Origin of the sequence: Pseudoalteromonas sp. T1lg48 (assembly GCF_002964785.1) — a bacterium.
Taxonomy (GTDB): Bacteria; Pseudomonadota; Gammaproteobacteria; order Enterobacterales; family Alteromonadaceae; genus Pseudoalteromonas.
This window is the reverse complement of record NZ_PQCC01000002.1, coordinates 464,413-482,102: the sequence shown is the minus strand read 5'-3', so window position 1 is coordinate 482,102 and position 17,690 is coordinate 464,413. Positions and strand designations below refer to the sequence as shown.

At 50.8% G+C, this 17,690-nt stretch carries 13 protein-coding genes; 9 read left to right on the top strand and 4 right to left on the bottom strand.

Annotation, left to right across the window (positions count from 1 at the left end):
• Positions 1-12 precede the first annotated feature (12 nt).
• Together ftsZ and lpxC are read left to right on the top strand one after the other, a co-directional pair.
• Positions 13-1,284, top strand: a complete 1,272-nt coding sequence (gene ftsZ / locus C2M29_RS04050; protein WP_105188506.1) for a cell division protein FtsZ — start codon at positions 13-15, stop codon at positions 1,282-1,284.
• Between the two features lie 86 nt (positions 1,285-1,370).
• Positions 1,371-2,282, top strand: a complete 912-nt coding sequence (gene lpxC / locus C2M29_RS04045) for a UDP-3-O-acyl-N-acetylglucosamine deacetylase (protein ID WP_105188505.1) — start codon at positions 1,371-1,373, stop codon at positions 2,280-2,282.
• Between the two features lie 34 nt (positions 2,283-2,316).
• On the opposite strand, the gene C2M29_RS04040 is transcribed toward lpxC, so the two are convergent.
• Positions 2,317-2,832: a DUF721 domain-containing protein gene (locus tag C2M29_RS04040; protein WP_325050574.1), complete on the bottom strand. Its 516-nt coding sequence runs from the start codon at positions 2,830-2,832 to the stop codon at positions 2,317-2,319.
• 436 nt (positions 2,833-3,268) lie between these two features.
• On the opposite strand from C2M29_RS04040, the gene secA reads away from it, so the two are divergent.
• From secA to nagP, 6 genes are all read left to right on the top strand, one after another.
• Positions 3,269-5,971, top strand: a complete 2,703-nt coding sequence (gene secA, locus C2M29_RS04035; protein ID WP_105188504.1) for a preprotein translocase subunit SecA — start codon at positions 3,269-3,271, stop codon at positions 5,969-5,971.
• A gap of 56 nt (positions 5,972-6,027) precedes the next feature.
• On the top strand, positions 6,028-6,417 hold the full coding sequence (mutT, locus tag C2M29_RS04030; protein ID WP_105188503.1) for an 8-oxo-dGTP diphosphatase MutT: 390 nt from the start codon (positions 6,028-6,030) through the stop codon (positions 6,415-6,417).
• Between the two features lie 94 nt (positions 6,418-6,511).
• The gene (locus C2M29_RS04025) at positions 6,512-8,599 is read left to right on the top strand and encodes a M13 family metallopeptidase (RefSeq protein ID WP_105188502.1); all 2,088 of its coding nucleotides are present in this window, start codon (positions 6,512-6,514) and stop codon (positions 8,597-8,599) included.
• A 182-nt stretch (positions 8,600-8,781) separates the two neighbouring features.
• Complete coding sequence (gene ggt / locus C2M29_RS04020) at positions 8,782-10,491, top strand: gamma-glutamyltransferase (protein ID WP_105188501.1); 1,710 nt, start codon at positions 8,782-8,784, stop codon at positions 10,489-10,491.
• Between the two features lie 149 nt (positions 10,492-10,640).
• The gene (locus tag C2M29_RS04015; protein WP_105188500.1) at positions 10,641-13,268 is read left to right on the top strand and encodes a family 20 glycosylhydrolase; all 2,628 of its coding nucleotides are present in this window, start codon (positions 10,641-10,643) and stop codon (positions 13,266-13,268) included.
• 162 nt (positions 13,269-13,430) lie between these two features.
• Complete coding sequence (nagP, locus tag C2M29_RS04010; protein WP_105188499.1) at positions 13,431-14,738, top strand: N-acetylglucosamine MFS transporter NagP; 1,308 nt, start codon at positions 13,431-13,433, stop codon at positions 14,736-14,738.
• A 64-nt stretch (positions 14,739-14,802) separates the two neighbouring features.
• Here the strand turns inward: nagP and yjjG are convergent, their stop codons facing one another.
• The 3 genes from yjjG to C2M29_RS03995 all read right to left on the bottom strand — a co-directional run bounded on the left by yjjG (position 14,803) and on the right by C2M29_RS03995 (position 16,979).
• On the bottom strand, positions 14,803-15,480 hold the full coding sequence (yjjG, locus tag C2M29_RS04005) for a pyrimidine 5'-nucleotidase (RefSeq protein WP_105188498.1): 678 nt from the start codon (positions 15,478-15,480) through the stop codon (positions 14,803-14,805).
• A gap of 3 nt (positions 15,481-15,483) precedes the next feature.
• Positions 15,484-16,038 carry an inosine/xanthosine triphosphatase gene (gene yjjX / locus C2M29_RS04000; RefSeq protein ID WP_105188634.1) on the bottom strand — a complete coding sequence of 185 codons (555 nt, stop codon included), beginning with the start codon at positions 16,036-16,038 and terminating at the stop codon, positions 15,484-15,486.
• Between the two features lie 86 nt (positions 16,039-16,124).
• Entirely contained in the window at positions 16,125-16,979 is an 855-nt protein-coding gene (locus tag C2M29_RS03995; protein WP_105188497.1) for an HDOD domain-containing protein, read from the bottom strand.
• A 157-nt stretch (positions 16,980-17,136) separates the two neighbouring features.
• On the opposite strand from C2M29_RS03995, the gene C2M29_RS03990 reads away from it, so the two are divergent.
• Complete coding sequence (locus tag C2M29_RS03990) at positions 17,137-17,601, top strand: TlpA family protein disulfide reductase (protein ID WP_105188496.1); 465 nt, start codon at positions 17,137-17,139, stop codon at positions 17,599-17,601.
• The last annotated feature ends 89 nt before the right edge of the window (positions 17,602-17,690 follow it).

Here is a 17,690-nt window from a genome sequence, read left to right as displayed (position 1 = left end):
GGAGAGTAAACAATGTTTGATATGATGGAAGAGCACAGCGAAGAAGCTGTCATCAAAGTAATAGGTGTCGGTGGCGGCGGCGGTAATGCCGTAGAACACATGGTGCAACAGCACATCGAAGGGGTGAAATTTATCACTGCCAATACCGATGCGCAGGCACTACGTAAGTCATCGGCCGATGTCACGGTGCAACTAGGTACACAGATCACTTCAGGTTTAGGTGCCGGTGCCAACCCGGAAATCGGTAAGAAGAGTGCCGAAGAAGATGCCGAAACCATTAAAAGTGCCCTGCAAGGCGCAGACATGGTCTTTATCGCGGCCGGTATGGGCGGCGGTACGGGTACCGGTGCAGCGCCAGTGGTCGCTCGTCTTGCCAAAGAGCTGGGTATATTGACCGTGGCGGTGGTAACACGTCCATTCGATTTTGAAGGTAAAAAGCGTGCTTCGGCAGCGGATCAGGGTATTACCGAATTAGCGGAAATCGTTGATTCATTGATCACTATCCCAAATAACAAGCTACTAAAAGTATTGGGTAAAGGCACAACCCTGCTGGATGCTTTTGCTAAAGCCAATGACGTGCTTTACGGTGCGGTACAAGGTATTGCCGAGTTAATTACTCGCGCCGGCCTGATCAACGTCGACTTTGCCGACGTACGTACCGTTATGTCTGCCATGGGCACGGCAATGATGGGTTCGGCTTCGGCTTCGGGTCCAGACCGTGCACAAGAAGCGGCTGAAGCGGCTATTTCAAGCCCACTGCTTGAAGATGTCGATCTAACCGGTGCGAAAGGCATCCTGGTTAATATCACCGCGGGCATGGACCTATCTATCGAAGAATTCGAGATCGTCGGTAATCATGTTAAGGCCCTGGCTTCTGAGAATGCGACTGTGGTTGTGGGTACTGCCATCGATATGGAAATGAGCGATGAGCTACGCGTAACCGTTGTTGCAACTGGCCTAGGTGGCGACCGTCGTCCTCAGTTTGGTGTTGTGGATAATGGCTTTAAGCGTGCAGTGGGTTCTGATGTGAGCGCTCAAGGTACGCAGAGCACGCAGAGCACCTCTATGTTTGTACCAAGCTTTGCCACACAAGGAACTCAATCTGGTTTTGAAGAGTCAAAGCCGGTAGAAGAGTCATCGAGCAGCAATGCCGGTGCGGCTATGAGTCAGCCAAGTGCGCCGACGCCAAGTCAGGAAAGCAAGGCCAGTGCTGCGCCGAAGAAGCAGGATGAAACCGGTGATTATTTCGATATCCCGGCATTCTTGCGTAAGCAAGCAGATTAGTTTAAAAAACAAACTGATTTGTTAACTGGTGCGATGTGTGGTAGAATCCGCCGTCTAATTTTAGTTTAGTAAGTGAGCGAAAGCCTATGATCAAACAGCGTACGATTGCAGAAGTAGTCAAAGCCACGGGTGTTGGTCTCCACAAGGGTGAGAAGGTTTCCTTAACTCTCCGACCAGCGAGCGCGAATACTGGGATAGTATTTCGTCGCGTGGACCTTGATCCGGTTGTGGATTTCGAAACGACCCCGGAAGCGGTGGGCGATACGCAATTGTGTACCTGTTTAACTAATAAAGACGGCGTTCGCTTATCTACCACCGAGCACCTGATTGCTGCGGTAGCTGCGTTAGGCATCGACAACCTGATTGTTGAGCTTGATAGTGGTGAAGTACCTATTATGGATGGTAGCGCGCTACCATTTATCTATCTGCTACAAAAAGGTGGTATCGCCGAGCAGAATGTAGCCAAACGTTTTATTCGTATCAAAGAAAAGGTGCGCGTAGAAGAAGGTGAAAAATGGGCCGAAATCGAACCTTATGATGGTTTTCATATCGATTTCGAAATCGCCTTTGACCACCCGGCTATCAACGACAGTCGTCAGCGTATTGCCCTGGATATAACGGCTCAGAACTTTATCGAAGAGATCAGCCGTGCTCGTACCTTTGGCTTTATGAAAGACATCGAGTACATGCATGCCAACAACCTGGCTCTAGGTGGCAGCATGGACAATGCCGTTGTGCTTGACGAGTTTAAGGTGTTAAACCCAAATGGCTTACGTTATGCAGACGAGTTTGTTAAGCATAAGATCCTCGATTGTGTGGGCGATATGTTTATGACCTGCCACAACATTTTAGGTAAGTTAACGGCGTATAAGTCGGGTCATGACCTAAACAACAAATTGCTACGTAAGATCATGGCGACTGAGTCGGCATGGGAATGGGCAACGTTTGAAGATACGGTATCTATGCCTGCACCAGCCTTAGAGTTGCAGACAGCTTAAATGCACGAAACGATTTAAAATAAAAAATGACGCTTTAGAGCGTCATTTTTTTTGTCTGCCGTGTTGCGCCAGGCGCATTAATTTGAGCTGCAGCGAGGGGGGAGCATGTTCGGCAAGCATTTCCAAGGTTGTGAGCCGTCTGTTCGCTCATGGTGCGTGTGTTACTGGTCTCTTTGCTGACCTTCTGATTTTGCGTCCGCGCCTGTGCCAAAGGTGCGCGCTGTGCCGCATTGGGAGAGGTGACAATTTTCACCTGACATAAATCCACCAAGCCCTGCTGACGAAATGCCGAGAGAATATCCATCTTGATGTAGTTGAGTTTCATTGCCACTGTGGCGCTGTGAGCCTCGATGATCAGGGCGCCATCGCGAATATTGGCTACCCGGCACTTTTTCGCCAGGTTTTCGCCTACCGCCTGGTGCAGGGTATGTTGTTGCGAGGCCAGCTCCTGAGTTTTGGCGCCATAGCTGGCAATGCGCGAACCGAACCGCGGGTTTAATTGTCCCAGCACCTCGTTAAGTTGTTTTGGTGCATAGCGATCTTTTGCCATAAACGGCATCCACCTCTTGATTTTGACTGAATCGTCACCACTTCTATAGCAATGCTTGAGTCTCTATTGCTGTACTTTAGACCCACTTTATATTGCTAAGTTTGCAAAGATTTCTCTGAACGTTATGATAGGCCAGCGATAATACCAATGCCATTAGTTTTTAATAGGCTTTCTGCTGTAAAGGCAAGTTACCGGAAGTGCTTATGGAATTGGTATTATTAGGTGCTGCAATTCATTGAGTTTGTTATGATGTCGCTCAAAAGTACACCGCTCAAGCAGTCACACTCAATAGATCCACAATAGTCGCTCTTATGTAACTTGAGTGCGGTATAAATTGGATAAACGAAGTTCGCAAGTGACTCGGCAGCGTCCTTAGGGGTGACCCCGAAGGATAAACCAGAGCGCTTAACGCAGATGAGAATGTAACGGTTAAATCATGATCACGAAAATATTTACCAAAATCTTTGGTAGTCGCAATGACCGCACAATTAAAAACTTACGTAAAACGGTCGCGCTAATCAATGCCTTAGAAGGCCAACTAGAGTCACTCAGCGACGAAGAACTAAAAGCAAAAACCGCTGAATTTCGTGAGCGTTATGACAACGGCACAAGTTTAGATGACCTCTTACCAGAAGCCTTTGCGGTGGTACGCGAAGCGTCAAAGCGTGTTTATGGCATGCGCCACTTTGATGTACAGATGATAGGTGGCATGGTATTACACCAAGGCCGCATCGCAGAGATGCGTACCGGTGAAGGTAAAACCCTGACCGCAACCCTACCAGCTTACCTTAATGGTTTATCGGGTAAGGGCGTACACGTTATTACCGTGAACGACTACCTAGCCAAGCGTGACGCCGAAACCAACCGCCCACTATTTGAATTCCTTGGCTTAACCGTTGGCTGTAACGTGCCTGGCATGATGCCGATGCAGAAAAAAGACGCCTACGCTGCAGACATTACCTACGGTACCAACAACGAATTTGGTTTCGACTACCTGCGCGACAACATGGCGTTTAGCATCGATGAGCGCGTACAACGTCCGCTTAACTTTGCGGTTGTGGATGAGGTGGACTCCATCTTGATCGATGAAGCCCGTACGCCACTGATCATTTCGGGTCCTGCGGAAGATTCATCAGAGCTGTACACGCAAATCAACAAAATTGTGCCCGAGCTGGTCCAGCAAGAAAAAGAAGACGAAGAAGGTGTTGAAGGCGACGGCGATTACACCATAGACGAAAAAGGCAAGCAGGTTCACCTGACCGAGCGCGGCCAGATTAAAGTCGAAGAGCTGCTGACCGAGCGCGGCTTGATTGAAGAGGGCGACTCACTGTACTCGGCGGGTAACATTACCCTGCTAAGCCATGTGTACTCGGCACTGCGCGCCCACAAACTGTATCAAAAAGACGTCGATTACGTGGTTAAAGACAATGAAATCATCATTGTTGATGAACACACGGGTCGTACCATGGAAGGCCGTCGTTGGTCTGAAGGCCTGCACCAGGCGGTGGAAGCCAAAGAAGGCGTGAAGATCCAGAATGAAAACCAAACCCTGGCGTCAATCACCTTCCAGAACTACTTCCGTATTTACGACAAGCTAGCCGGTATGACGGGTACGGCGGACACCGAAGCGTTCGAGTTCCAGTCTATTTACGGCCTGGACACTGTGGTTATTCCTACCAACAAGCCGATGATCCGTGATGATCGTGCCGACCTGGTTTATCTGACTCAGGAAGAAAAATACGAAGCGATCTTGGCCGACATTAAAGATTGCCAAGAGCGTGGCCAGCCGGTACTCGTTGGTACTATTTCAATCGAAAGCTCGGAATACCTGTCGCAGTTTCTGCGTAAAGAGAAAATCCAGCACAACGTACTCAATGCTAAGTTCCACGCTCAGGAAGCCGACATCGTTGCCGATGCAGGTCTACCGGGCAAAGTCACTATCGCCACCAACATGGCTGGCCGTGGTACCGATATCATGCTGGGTGGTAACTGGCAGAGCGAAGTTGAAAAGCTTGATGACCCAAGCGACGAGCAAATCGCAAAAATTAAAGAGCAATGGCAAAAGCGTCATGACGATGTCATCGCCGCCGGTGGTCTACACATCATAGGCACCGAGCGTCACGAGTCTCGCCGTATCGATAACCAGCTACGTGGTCGTTCTGGTCGTCAGGGGGATGCCGGTTCAAGCCGTTTCTACCTATCGATGGAAGATGCCCTCATGCGTATCTTCGCCGGTGAGCGCATGACTAACATGATGCGTAAACTCGGTATGCAACGTGGCGAAGCCATTGAGCACCCTTGGGTTAACCGTGCCATTGAAAATGCCCAGCGTAAGGTGGAAGCCCGCAACTTCGACATTCGTAAGCAATTGCTTGAGTACGATGACGTGGCCAACGACCAGCGTCGTGTTGTTTACGCTCAGCGTAACGAACTGCTTGAAGAAGGCGATATTTCAGAAACCATCGATGCTATCCGTAACGATGTCATCAACGGCGTAATCGACCAGTACATTCCACCACAATCGCTGGCGGAAATGTGGGACGTGCCTGGCTTAGAAGACCGTCTAAAAGCAGACTATCTACTTGATTTGCCAATCCAGCAATGGCTTGCCGAAGACAACAAGCTGTTTGAAGAGAAGCTGCGCGAGCGCATCGTTGAAGAAGCCACTAACGCATATAAAGCAAAAGAAGAAATGGTGGGTCCACAAGTACTTCGCCAATTCGAAAAAGCGGTTATGCTGCAGAGCCTGGATCAACACTGGAAAGATCACCTGGCTGCCATGGACCACCTGCGTCAGGGCATCCACCTACGTGGTTATGCACAGAAGAATCCGAAGCAAGAATACAAGCGTGAGTCATTCGAGCTGTTCTCAGACATGCTAGAGAACCTGAAAACAGATGTGGTGAACATTCTGAGTAAGGTTCAGGTACGTGCCGAGGAAGATGTTGAGAAGGTTGAAGAGCAACATCGTAAGTCTGAAGAAACTCCGCGCCAGTATCAACACGCTGAAGCCGAGCAGGTTGGCGGTGAAGCGCCGGCCCCGGTATCGGCGCGCGCCGAACCTAAGGTAGGCCGTAATTCTCCTTGTCCATGTGGCTCGGGTATGAAATACAAGCAGTGTTGTGGCAAATTAAGTTAAGTATTCACTTACTTGAATAAAAAGCGGCCTATGCCGCTTTTTTTATGGAGCAGTTAATGAGTCAGAAAGTGGTAAATGTGGCCGTGGGGATCATTCTTCGAGGTGAGCAAACCTATATATGTAAGCGTCCGGATGATAAACATCAGGGCGGCTTGTGGGAGTTTCCCGGTGGTAAAATCGAAGTGGGTGAAACGACCACCGCGGCATTGGCAAGAGAGTTGCTGGAGGAAGTCGCCATTGACGTACACAGCAGCGAGTCCTTTATGTTGATTGAACATGATTATGGCGACAAACAGGTGCGTCTCGATATTCATAAGGTTAGCGACTTCAGCGGTGAGCCTCATGGCGCCGAAGGTCAGCAGGGTGAATGGGTGGCGCTAAGCGAATTGCACCGCTACGCCTTCCCGAAGGCGAACCAGGCTATTTTAGAAAAACTATGTTCATAAATTGTTACAAACTGCGTTTCTCGCTCTGCGCCCATGGGTTTAATATGGGCTAGTTGGGGATCACCTCTTTCATAATTAAAAATGGGATAACAATATGTTTAAAGTAACCTTAGCAGCGGCCGCAACGGCGCTGGCATTAGGACTTACCGGTTGTAGTGAACAAGCACAAAGTGCAAATACCGAAACTCAAGCGCAAAGCGTTGCCAAAGAACAAACAAAACAAGTGCAACAACTGAGCTCGGGCATTGATCTAGAAAACATTGATACCGCAGTGCGCGCACAAGATGATTTCTATTACCACATCAATGGTAAATGGCTAGAGCGCACCGAAATTCCGGGCGACAAGTCTAACTACGGTTCTTTCACTGCTCTTTATGACCAATCGCAAGCGGCACTGAAAGAAGTGATCGAAGCGGCGGCTAAAAACACCAAGGCGGCACCGGGCAGCGATGAGCAAAAGCTGGGCGCCTTCTACTCTAGCTATATGAATACAGACGCTTTGGAAGAGAAGGGCATCACCCCGCTTAAGCCATACCTGGACAAGATTGCCGGCGTTGCCGATAAAGCGGCACTGGTATCGTTAATGGCCGATCTGCGCATTCAAGGTGGCACCACACCATTTTCTTGGTACGTAAACAACGATGCCAAGAACTCAAGTCAGTATGCCCTTTATGTGTCTCAGTCGGGCTTAGGTTTACCGGATCGTGATTACTACCTGAAAGATGATGAGAAGTTTTCTACCATCCGCACGCAATATCTAACCTATATCACGGACATGCTAACCAAGGCCGGCGTTGAAAACGCAGACAAAGCGGCAAAGGATATTCTTGCCCTTGAAACCGAGCTGGCGACGGCGCAGTGGAGCCGAGTAGAAAGCCGCGATGCGACCAAGTCATACAACAAGATGACGGTTGCCGAAGCCAATGAGCTAACCGGTGCATTCGACTTTGCCCAGTTCTTAAAGCAATCAAAAATCAACACCGAAGATTTGGTTGTACGTCAGCCTTCTTATTTTGAAAAGCTAGGTGGCATCTTCGAGCAAACCGACCTGGCTACTTGGCAGAATTACCTAACATTCCATTTTGTTAGTAACTACGCAGATGAGCTAAGCAAGGAATTTGTTGATCGTAAATTTGCCTTCTACAGCACAACCTTACGTGGGGTTGAAGAGCAACAACCGCGTTGGAAAAAAGCGGTAGACTCAGCCAACTCGGTACTGGGTGAGCTGCTTGGGAAGGTGTACGTTAAAGACAACTTCCCGCCAGAAGCCAAGGCGCGTATGGAAGAACTGGTTGCTAACCTGATCAAAGGCTTCGACCAGGCCATCGACGGCCTTGAGTGGATGAGTGCCGAAACGAAAGTGGCAGCCAAAGAGAAATTGAACAAGTTTACGCCTAAGATTGGTTACCCGGACAAGTGGAAAGATTACTCGGCGCTAGAGATTAAAGCGGACGACCTAGCGGGTAACTTTATTCGTCACAGTGAGTGGGCATACGATGATATGCGTAACAAGCTGGGCAAGCCGGTGGATCGCAGCGAGTGGTTTATGACACCGCAAACGGTAAATGCTTACTACAATCCAGTGAACAACGAAATCGTTTTCCCTGCGGCCATCCTGCAACCGCCTTTCTTTAACCTGGAAGCGGATGACGCGGTGAACTACGGCGCCATCGGTGCGGTAATTGGTCACGAGCTAGGTCATGGCTTCGACGATCAGGGTTCGAAATACGATGGTGACGGTAACCTGCGTAACTGGTGGAGCGAGCAAGATTTGGCGCAGTTCCAGGAGCGTGGTCAGCAGCTGGTATCGCAATACAACGAATATGCCCCGTTTGAAGACGCTAATGTGAACGGCCAGCTGACGCTGGGCGAGAACATTGGTGACCTAGGCGGTCTAACCGTAGCTTATAAGGCCTACCAGTTATCACTGGGCGGTGAAGAAGCCCCTGTTCTGGATGGTTACACTGGCGATCAACGCTTCTTTATGGGCTGGGCGCAAATTTGGCGTCGTAAGTACCGTGATGAAGAGCTGCGCAATCGTTTGATGACTGACTCGCACTCACCAAGCCACTACCGTGTAATCGGTGTGCTGCCAAATATGCCTGAGTTCTATAAGGCATTCGACGTGAAAGAAAGCGACGAAATGTACATTAAGCCGGAAGATCGCGTTAAGATCTGGTAAGTTCGGCTAATTACTGCCAAGGCGCTTGTCTTGTTATCCTCGCCAAATAGAGGCAGGGTAACGGGGCGGCGCCTTTGTTTTTTATCGCACTTGTTTCCCCCGTTAACGCAAACCCATTGCCTTGGTCGTTATTTATCTACTAACTTTGTTATCTAATAAATAAAAGCAAAGAGTAGAGAATTATGAAGCGAATAAAACGAGGGTTTTTTCTAGCAGGAATTTCGCTAAGTCTACTGGCACCTTCAGCCACACTCGCCCACGATCGCATTACCGGCAAGGAATTTGCCACCCGATCCGAAGTCATCGCCAGCGAGGCCATGGCTGCCACCTCTCAGCCTTTAGCCACCCAGGTTGCACTGAATATCTTGCGTCAGGGCGGCAATGCCATTGACGCGGCTATCGCCGCCAACGCCATGCTGGGTTTGGTTGAGCCTACCGGCTGTGGGATCGGCGGTGATCTCTTTGCTATTGTTTATTCCGCCGAGGATGGCAAGCTGCATGGCTTGAATGCCTCGGGTCGCTCACCGCTTGGTTTGAGCTTTGAAGAGCTTAAGAAAATAACCAAGGACGAGGGGAAGATCCCCGCCTATGGACCGCTGCCGGTGTCAGTTCCCGGTGCCGTTGATGGTTGGTTTGAGTTACACGAAAAGTTTGGCTCTCTGCCCATGGCAGAAATTTTAAAACCCAGTATCGAGTATGCCGAAAAGGGCTTTCCCGTCAGCGAGGTGATCGCCTATTACATGCAGCGCAGTGTCGGTGCTCGGGGCGAATACCCGGGTTTTAAAGAGGTCTTTATGGCCGACGGCGAGATGCCGAAAAAAGGTGAGATATTTAAAAACCCGGCATTGGCCAACACCTACAAGCAACTGGCAGAAGGTGGTCGCGATGCCTTTTACAAGGGCGATATCGCCAAGGAAATCGACCGTTATATGCAGGAAAATGGCGGTTATATCCGTTACCAAGACCTGGCGGCCCACACCAGTGAATGGGTTGAGCCGGTGGCCACCACCTATCGCGGACACACCTTGTGGGAGTTACCGCCCAATGGCCAGGGTATCGCCGCCCAGCAGATCCTGAATATCCTCGAAGACTATGATCTTGCCGCCATGGGCTTTGACAGCCCCGAGTATATTCACACCTTTGTTGAGGCCAAGAAGCTCGCCTTTGCCGATAGGGCCAAGTACTACGCCGATCCTGCTTTTAACGACATTCCGGTGCAGCGTTTGATTTCCAAGGAATATGCCGCCGAGCGTCGCAAACTCATCGACCCCAATAAGGCGGCCAAGCGCGACCATGCCGGCCCGGTTGAAGGGGATACCATCTACCTGACCACGGCGGATAAGTACGGCAACATGGTGTCGCTGATCCAAAGCAATTACCGTGGCATGGGCTCGGGTATGACACCTGAAAAGCTTGGCTTTGTGCTGCAAAACCGCGGTGAATTATTCTCGCTTAAAGAAGGGCACTTCAATCAGTATGAGCCGGGCAAGCGGCCCTTTCACACCATTATCCCAGCGTTTGTCACCAAAAACGGCAAACCTTATATGAGTTATGGGGTGATGGGCGGCGCGACGCAGCCGCAAATGCATGCGCAGATCCTGATCAACATGATTGATTTTGGCATGAACCTGCAAGAGGCGGGGGATGCGCCGCGTATTCTGCACTCTGGCTCAACCCAGCCCACCGATGAGATCATGACCGATGGTGGTGTGGTGTCCTTGGAGTCCGGTTTTAGCATGGAAACGCGCCGTGAATTAATGAAAAAAGGCCATACCCTGCAAGAAGCCGTGGGCCCCTATGGTGGCTATCAGGCGATTCTCAAAGACCCGCAAAGCGGCGTTTATTATGGTGCGTCCGAATCTCGTAAGGATGGCCAAGCCGCCGGATATTAGGAATGACAGTCTGATTTTCAGGGCGGCCAAGGCCGCCTTTTATCTTTAATTGACGATTATTTAACATAAATGATAGCGCTGTCATTTTATATTTTATATGATGCTAACACGCGACAATCAGAATCTAAGGTCCAGGACCAGGAGTAAGCATGTTTAAAGCGAGCCTTATTGCGGCGTTAATAATGCCCTTGGCTGTACAGGCACAACTAAGCCAGGAGCAAATAAACGCGTTTGCCACAAACACCGAGTTCATGTTTGCGGTAAACAGCAACTTCCATAATGAGGATAAGAGCTTTCTTGGCAGTATTACGCTTACTAACCGCTCTGGAGTCAGCCTGCCCGCCGGTGAACAACCCTGGCAGATTTACCTGCACAGTGTGCGAAAAATTAATGAGGGTATCAGCCAGGGCTTGCGTATTGAGCATGTGAATGGCGATCTGCATCGTCTTAGCCCGACGTCCAGCTTTAACGGCCTAGCGGCCGGTGAGCAATTAGAAATTCCTTTTGAGGCGGCGGTCTGGATTGTTGCCTACAGCGACTTTATGCCCCGGGCCTTTATGGTGGGCCACAATACCGAGCCAGCCATTTTTGCCAATACCGACAGCGAAGACTTTGGCGATTTTGTTGCCCCTTTTACCCAGGAGCAACAGCTGCGTCGCTATAACCAGCCTCAAGATCTCACCCCCTTAATGACCGCCGAGCTGCGCTATGAACTTAATGCCAGTACCCAGCAGGAGGATGCCGATCAGGTGCAAACGCGCATTATTCCCAAACCCCAGGAGTTTGAGGTTAATCGCGGCAAAACCACTCTTTCCAATGCCTGGAAAATTCGTTATGCCGGACAATTGCAGGCGGAAGTAGCCTTGTTTCAGAGCGATTTAGAGAAAAAGTATCAACTGGCTCTCGAGGCGCAGGCCGATCATATCAGCGCTCCAAAAAGCAAGGTTATCAGCATAGGCGTTGATAGCAAAATCGGTAACAAAGAAGGCTATCGCCTGGAGATAGACGGCGAGCATATTCGCATTATCGGAGCCGACAATGCCGGCGCCTTTTATGGCATGCAAAGCCTGTTGGCCTTGTTGCCGGCAACGGGCAGTCCGACCCTGGCCAATGTGGAGATAAGCGACGCGCCCCGCTATCCGTGGCGGGGCATGCATTATGACAATGGCCGTAACTTCCATGGTAAAGAGGCCATGTTTAAGCTGGTCGAGCAAATGGCGCGATACAAGATGAATCGCTTGCACTGGCATTTCTCGGAAGATGAGGGCTGGCGTCTGCAGATCCCCGGATTGGAAGAGCTGACCGAGGTGGGCGCCTACCGCTGCTTCGATCTGGCTGAAGACCGCTGCTTGCTGACGCAGCTGGGTACCGGGCCCTTTAAATCAGGCTCGGGTAACGGCTATTTGAATCGCGCCGACTTTATAGAGTTATTGCGCTTTGCCAAGGCTCGCCATATCGACATCATTCCGGAAATTGAGGGCCCAGGCCATGCGCGGGCGTCCATTAAAGCCATGGAGGCGCGATACCGTAAACTGAAAGCGCAGGCCGAAGCCGTGGCCAGCAACTCGCTGCTCACTCCAAAAAACGGGGGCCAGGAGTTTTCAGGCGCGGATTTATCTAAGGCGACCCAATACCTGCTGACCGATCCCAAGGACAGCTCCAGCTATATTACGGTGCAGAATTACACGGATAACTCGATGAATGTGTGCATGGACTCCACCTATGCCTTTATCGACAAGGTCACCTATGAATTACAGCAGATGTACCGCGAGGCCGGCACCAAGCTGAACTATTTGCATATCGGTGGCGATGAGGTCGGCGCGGGCTCCTGGGTGGGCTCTCCCGCCTGTCAGGCGCTTTTTGCCGAACCCAATAATGGCGTTGCCGGGGTCGCAGATTTAAAGCCCTACTTTACCAAGCGCGTCGCCGACTTATTGCACAAACGCGGCATTGCCCCCGGGATCTGGGAAGACGGCATTATGTACGACAAGGTGAACTCTTTTAATCGCGATGAATACGCGAACAAAACCTTCTTTACCAATGCCTGGGATAATATTTGGGAGTGGGGCGTGGCCGACAGGGCCTATCGCCTGGCCAATGACGGCTATCAGGTGGTGCTCTCCCATGGTACGCATTTGTATTTTGATCATCCCTATGAGCCGCATCCCGAAGAGCGCGGCTATTACTGGGCGACTCGCTATACCGATACCAAAAAGGTCTTTGCTTACATGCCGGATAACGTCTACGCCAATGCCGATTTTACTCGCACCGGCGCCGCCATAGACAACCTTGAAGCCTTGGTGGGAAGGCCCATGCCTGCTTTGCAAAAGCCGGAGAATATTCTCGGCATGCAGGGTCAGGTTTGGTCGGAAACCATACGTACCGAGGAGCAACTGCAGGCCATGGTATTCCCCCGTATGCTGGCCGTGGCCGAGCGGGCCTGGAGCAAGGCCCCTTGGGAAGGAGAGCGGGTGGATGCGCGCTTACGTGAGCAAGATTGGCAGGCATTTTCCGCCACCTTGGCGCATAAGGAGCTGGCCAAGCTGGACCGCGATGGTATTGCCCTGCATCTGCCGGTGCCTGGTGCTAAGTTCAGTGAGGGTCGTGTGGTGGCCAACAGTGCTTTTGCCGGCTTGAAGATAGAATATAGCCTGGATCAGGGCGCTAGCTGGCACCTGTATGAGCAGCCATTTAAGCCTGCAGAGCCCGGTGAAATTTTACTGCGTACTCAAGTACAAGAGCAGGTCAGCCGCACCACGTCGGTGTCCGTACAGTAAAGGCGGAGAGCATGTCAGCGCTGTCAAAAATGGCAATTAATTGGTATTCTGAACTGCTCATTTTTACGACTAAAAAATAATAATAAATGGCGCTTTTAATGGCCGTTTGTTCAAGCAGAGCAAACGCCTTAAAGGTAAATATTTCGACAACGAGAAAGTGTTATGGAAGCAACAGTGTCTACAACCAAAAAACAAAGCAACTTTGTGCCTATGGCTATTGTTGCCACCCTGTTCTTTATCCTTGGGTTTGCGACCTGGCTCAATGGTTCATTGATGCCTTATTTAAAGCAAATTCTGGACTTAACGCCTTTGCAGGCTTCACTTATTTTATTCTCCTTCTATATCGCCGTGACCTTTACCGCGGTGCCTTCGGCGATCATCATCAAGAAGGTTGGCTATAAGAATGGCATGGCATTAGGTATGGCGGTGATGATGCTGGCAGGCTTTTTATATGTGCCGGCGGCCAAAACCCAGGTATTTGCGCTGTTTTTGTTTGCCCAGTTGGTGATGGGCATAGGGCAAACCCTGTTGCAAACCGCGGTTAACCCTTATGTGGTGCGTATTGGCCCGGAAGAGTCGGCGGCGGCCCGAGTCAGTGTTATGGGTATCTTAAATAAGAGTGCCGGAGTGCTCGCACCCATGGTATTTACTGCGTTGATTTTAAGTAACTTTACCGGCTTAGTGGGTAAAGATCTAAGCCAGGAAGAAATTGACCAAATGGCCAATAGCCTGATCTTCCCGTACATTGGCATGGCGCTGTTTATCGGTGTGTTGGCGCTGGCCGTTAAATTTTCACCCTTGCCCGAGTTAATCGATGACGACACCCAAGCCCATGAGAAGGGTCAGGTGAAGGCTGCCTTGGCGCGTCCTAATCTGGCTTTAGGTGTGCTGGCGTTATTCGTGTATGTAGCCGTTGAAGTGATTGCCGGCGACACCATAGGCACCTTTGCGCTGGCGTTGGGCGTTGAAAAGTACAGTGTTATGACCTCCTATACCATGGTCTGTATGGTCGTGGGCTATGCCTTAGGCATTGTGTTGATCCCACGGGTGCTGTCACAACAAACGGCACTGACTAGCTCGGCGATATTGGGCTCTGTGCTGACCCTAGCCATTGTCTTTGGCGATGCGCAATCGGCTATGATTGCCAACGCTTTGTTGGTGCCTTTTGGCGGCGTGGCGCTGCCCGATCCCTTGTTGCTGATTGCCGTACTCGGCTTTGCCAATGCCATTGTGTGGCCCGCGGTATGGCCGCTAGCGCTGTCCGGCCTGGGTAAACTGACCAGCGTAGGATCAGGGCTGTTGATCATGGGGATAGCCGGTGGTGCATTCGGGCCGTTATTCTGGGGCTTGGCAAGCGGTAGCGATGGCGGAGCTCAGGGACAGCAGAGTGCTTATTTGGTCATGTTGCCTTGTTATCTGTTCATTCTTTTCTATGCTATCAAAGGCCATAAGATGACTTCCTGGAAGTGATCGGAATCTAGATAAGTGGCAACCATCCCGTGTTAATGCCAGCGTATGCTGGCATTTTTTATGGCTAGGCGTTCAGCAACAGGGTGCGCAGCTGGCACAAGGACTTAACCTCATAGGTTGGGGTTAAATGTGCGGGCGCCAATTTTTCTCGGCGATTAAGCCAACAGGTGTCGATACCGGCATTGATGCCGCCTTGAATATCTGACTCCAGGGTATCGCCGACCATAAGGATCTCGCTTTTCGGCGGGTTACCCATCAGCGTAAAGGCGTGCTCAAACACCGCCATATGCGGCTTGGCATAGCCTACCTGCTCGGAGATCACCAGCCACTCGAATGTACCCTTTAAACCCGTTTGCTCTAGGCGGGCGCTTTGTAGCTCGGTAAAACCATTGGTAATGATCCCCAGTCGGGCCTTGCCTTGCAGGGCGTTTAACAGCTCGATAGCACCGGGCAGGGGCTGGCAAATTTGCGCCATGGCCTCCATAAACCACAGGTTTAACTGCTGGGGCGAGATATCCAGGCGCTCGGCCCAGGACATAAAGCGTTGCTCCTGCAATTGCTTCGCATTGATCTCATTGTTTTGATATTGCACCCACAGCGGCTTATTTACTTGCTCAAAGGTGTGGTAGTCCTGCTCGGTGAAGGCGACATTGAGTTTGGCGAACATGGCCTGCAAGCCGGCAAAAGCATCGAAATGAAACAGGGTTTCATCGGCATCAAATAATATCCAGGGATAACGCATGACTTAACTCGAAAATAGTTCGGGGTGATTAAAGGGCGCCATGGCCAGGGTAAGCGCTTGCTGATAGGTGCTTTGGCGGGTGGCATGGCCGCGGGTGAGTAGGCCAATGGCACCACCCTGTTGCTTGATATTGGTGGTATTAAAGGCCGCATCCATGACATCGCCAAGCTCGTGGCCTTGTTGTAACTGCTCAAATAAGGATTCGGGCAGGGGGAGATTGCAGCTTCGGCCAACACTCAATTGATGATTATCGGCGATCACCACATAAGCAAAGGTGGCGGCACCATAGTCGAAGCGGGCAGCGCCTCCCTCCATGGCCATATAGAAATCCCCCTGGTAATGCTCCTGGCAGTAGCGCACTCGGTTTTCGGCACCAAGTAGGGTGTCCGCTTCACCCATCGGTTGGTCGGCGACCCCGGAAGGGGCGTCGACACCCAGGCATTCGATCAGATGGTCGGGAAAGTAGGTGGCCAGGGTGGCTTTTGCGGCGTTCATTTTAACCGGGTTTTTGGAGCCGACGATCAGCTTAAGTTGTTTTGGTGCGGAACTTACTGCCATATCCTTGTCCTGTGGAATGCTTTTTGGCCATTGTAACATGGCAAAAAGAGGGACCACAGTCCTGAGGCTAATGTGGAGGAAACGGGTTAGTCTGCGGCGAATACCAGTAGGTTTTGGCCACCGTCCAGGTGTGTTTGGTAATCTTGATGTTGCCAGCCTAAGGTCGCGAACACTTTTGGCTCAAGAAGATGCCAGTGATTGATATTGCGAAAGCGCTTATGCACATGGGCAATGTTCTCGGCGATCTTTAAAATGGCGTAGTACAGTTTTTCCTCCTCGCCATGGGGCTCGTCTAGGAAATGTACGTCATGATGGTGCAGTATTACCTTGCACAGCGCGCTGGGTAAATGCCAGGAATGGGCCATATAGAATCCCAGCATGGCGTGGTTACAGGGGTAGCGCTGGTCTTCCAGAGCGGTGAGCGAAGCCTTACCGTCATCATTGGCGGCATTGAGCACCTGTACATAGTCCGGAAAATTCAGGGCCATCACCGGAATGCCGATATCATGAAACAGACCTAGGGTTTGCACATTGTCGAGGGCGATATCGTGTCTTAGCCCCTGAGCCAGATACAGACATAACCGTGATATTTCGGTGGCACTATCCCAAAAGCGGGCCAGAGAGATACAACAACTCGATTGATCAAAAACTTGTTTAACCAAGTAGCGGGAGGTGAGGTGGCTGATGGTGTTGAGGCCCAACAACTTAACCGCCTGCCTCACATCGGTGATTTCTAGCTCGGACATCAGCTCGGGCGAGTTAATAAGGCGCAAAACCGTAGCCGCCAAAGCGACATCGGCGGTGATCAATTCACTGACCTTATCCAGGCTGGGATCGCTGCGGTTCAATTCGGCCTGCAACTGATTAAGTGCCGCCGGCTTTACTGGCAGCTTAAAACCCACCTCAAGTTGTGAAAGAAGCTTGTCATCTATGCCCTGCATATTACCCCCGTGCCTGCATCATAAGTTTAGCCGATTTCCCATACGCCGCTAGCGCAACTGGCACCGGCGCTCCGTGGCACAGATGCCAATAAGGCAAGACAAGACTCAATAACAAGGCCATAATGGCCCTAGATAATAACCACAAGAATTGATAACCATGCGAACTCTTCTAAAACTCTGCTTTTTTATTATCGCCTTATCGGCGACGGCGGCTTACGCCGACGATAGCCCCTATATAGGCGCAATTGATGGCACCAGTTTACTGGGCGAATATGAAGCTTTTGCCACGGCCTACGCCGATTTTACCCCAAGCGATGACGAGCTGGCGCAGATGCATAAGCTCACGGGCAAGTCCGTGTTGGTATTATTCGGCACCTGGTGTCATGACAGCGAGCGCGAAGTACCGCGACTGTTAAAGCTGCTGGCACTGAACAAGGTCGAGTTAGCCAAGCTTGAGCTGGTGGCCGTTGACTACAGCAAAAAAGACGACAAGGGCCTGGCCGAGCAATTTGCACTTAAATACACCCCCACCTTTATCGTCCTCGATGGTGAGACAGAAGTATTGCGTGTGGTTGAAAAGCCCGAGGGCTCACTGGCCGAGGCGCTCACTGATTTTAATTAGTTTATCGAAGTGGTTTTAAGCTCTAAGACTTAGTTGGGTTATTAGCTGACTCAGCTTTTTTGTATACGAAAGACACTAAGCACGCTTAT

Bases quoted from the DNA above. Each gene is read 5' to 3' on its own strand.
- lpxC (WP_105188505.1), top strand. From the start codon at position 1,371: ATGATCAAACAGCGTACGATTGCAGAAGTAGTCAAAGCCACGGGTGTT.
- C2M29_RS03990 (WP_105188496.1), top strand. From the start codon at position 17,137: ATGCGAACTCTTCTAAAACTCTGCTTTTTTATTATCGCCTTATCGGCG.
- C2M29_RS03995 (WP_105188497.1), bottom strand. From the start codon at position 16,979: ATGCAGGGCATAGATGACAAGCTTCTTTCACAACTTGAGGTGGGTTTT.
- ftsZ (WP_105188506.1), top strand. From the start codon at position 13: ATGTTTGATATGATGGAAGAGCACAGCGAAGAAGCTGTCATCAAAGTA.
- C2M29_RS04015 (WP_105188500.1), top strand. From the start codon at position 10,641: ATGTTTAAAGCGAGCCTTATTGCGGCGTTAATAATGCCCTTGGCTGTA.
- ggt (WP_105188501.1), top strand. From the start codon at position 8,782: ATGAAGCGAATAAAACGAGGGTTTTTTCTAGCAGGAATTTCGCTAAGT.
- secA (WP_105188504.1), top strand. From the start codon at position 3,269: ATGATCACGAAAATATTTACCAAAATCTTTGGTAGTCGCAATGACCGC.
- mutT (WP_105188503.1), top strand. From the start codon at position 6,028: ATGAGTCAGAAAGTGGTAAATGTGGCCGTGGGGATCATTCTTCGAGGT.
- C2M29_RS04040 (WP_325050574.1), bottom strand. From the start codon at position 2,832: ATGGCAAAAGATCGCTATGCACCAAAACAACTTAACGAGGTGCTGGGA.
- C2M29_RS04025 (WP_105188502.1), top strand. From the start codon at position 6,512: ATGTTTAAAGTAACCTTAGCAGCGGCCGCAACGGCGCTGGCATTAGGA.
- nagP (WP_105188499.1), top strand. From the start codon at position 13,431: ATGGAAGCAACAGTGTCTACAACCAAAAAACAAAGCAACTTTGTGCCT.
- yjjG (WP_105188498.1), bottom strand. From the start codon at position 15,480: ATGCGTTATCCCTGGATATTATTTGATGCCGATGAAACCCTGTTTCAT.
- yjjX (WP_105188634.1), bottom strand. From the start codon at position 16,038: ATGGCAGTAAGTTCCGCACCAAAACAACTTAAGCTGATCGTCGGCTCC.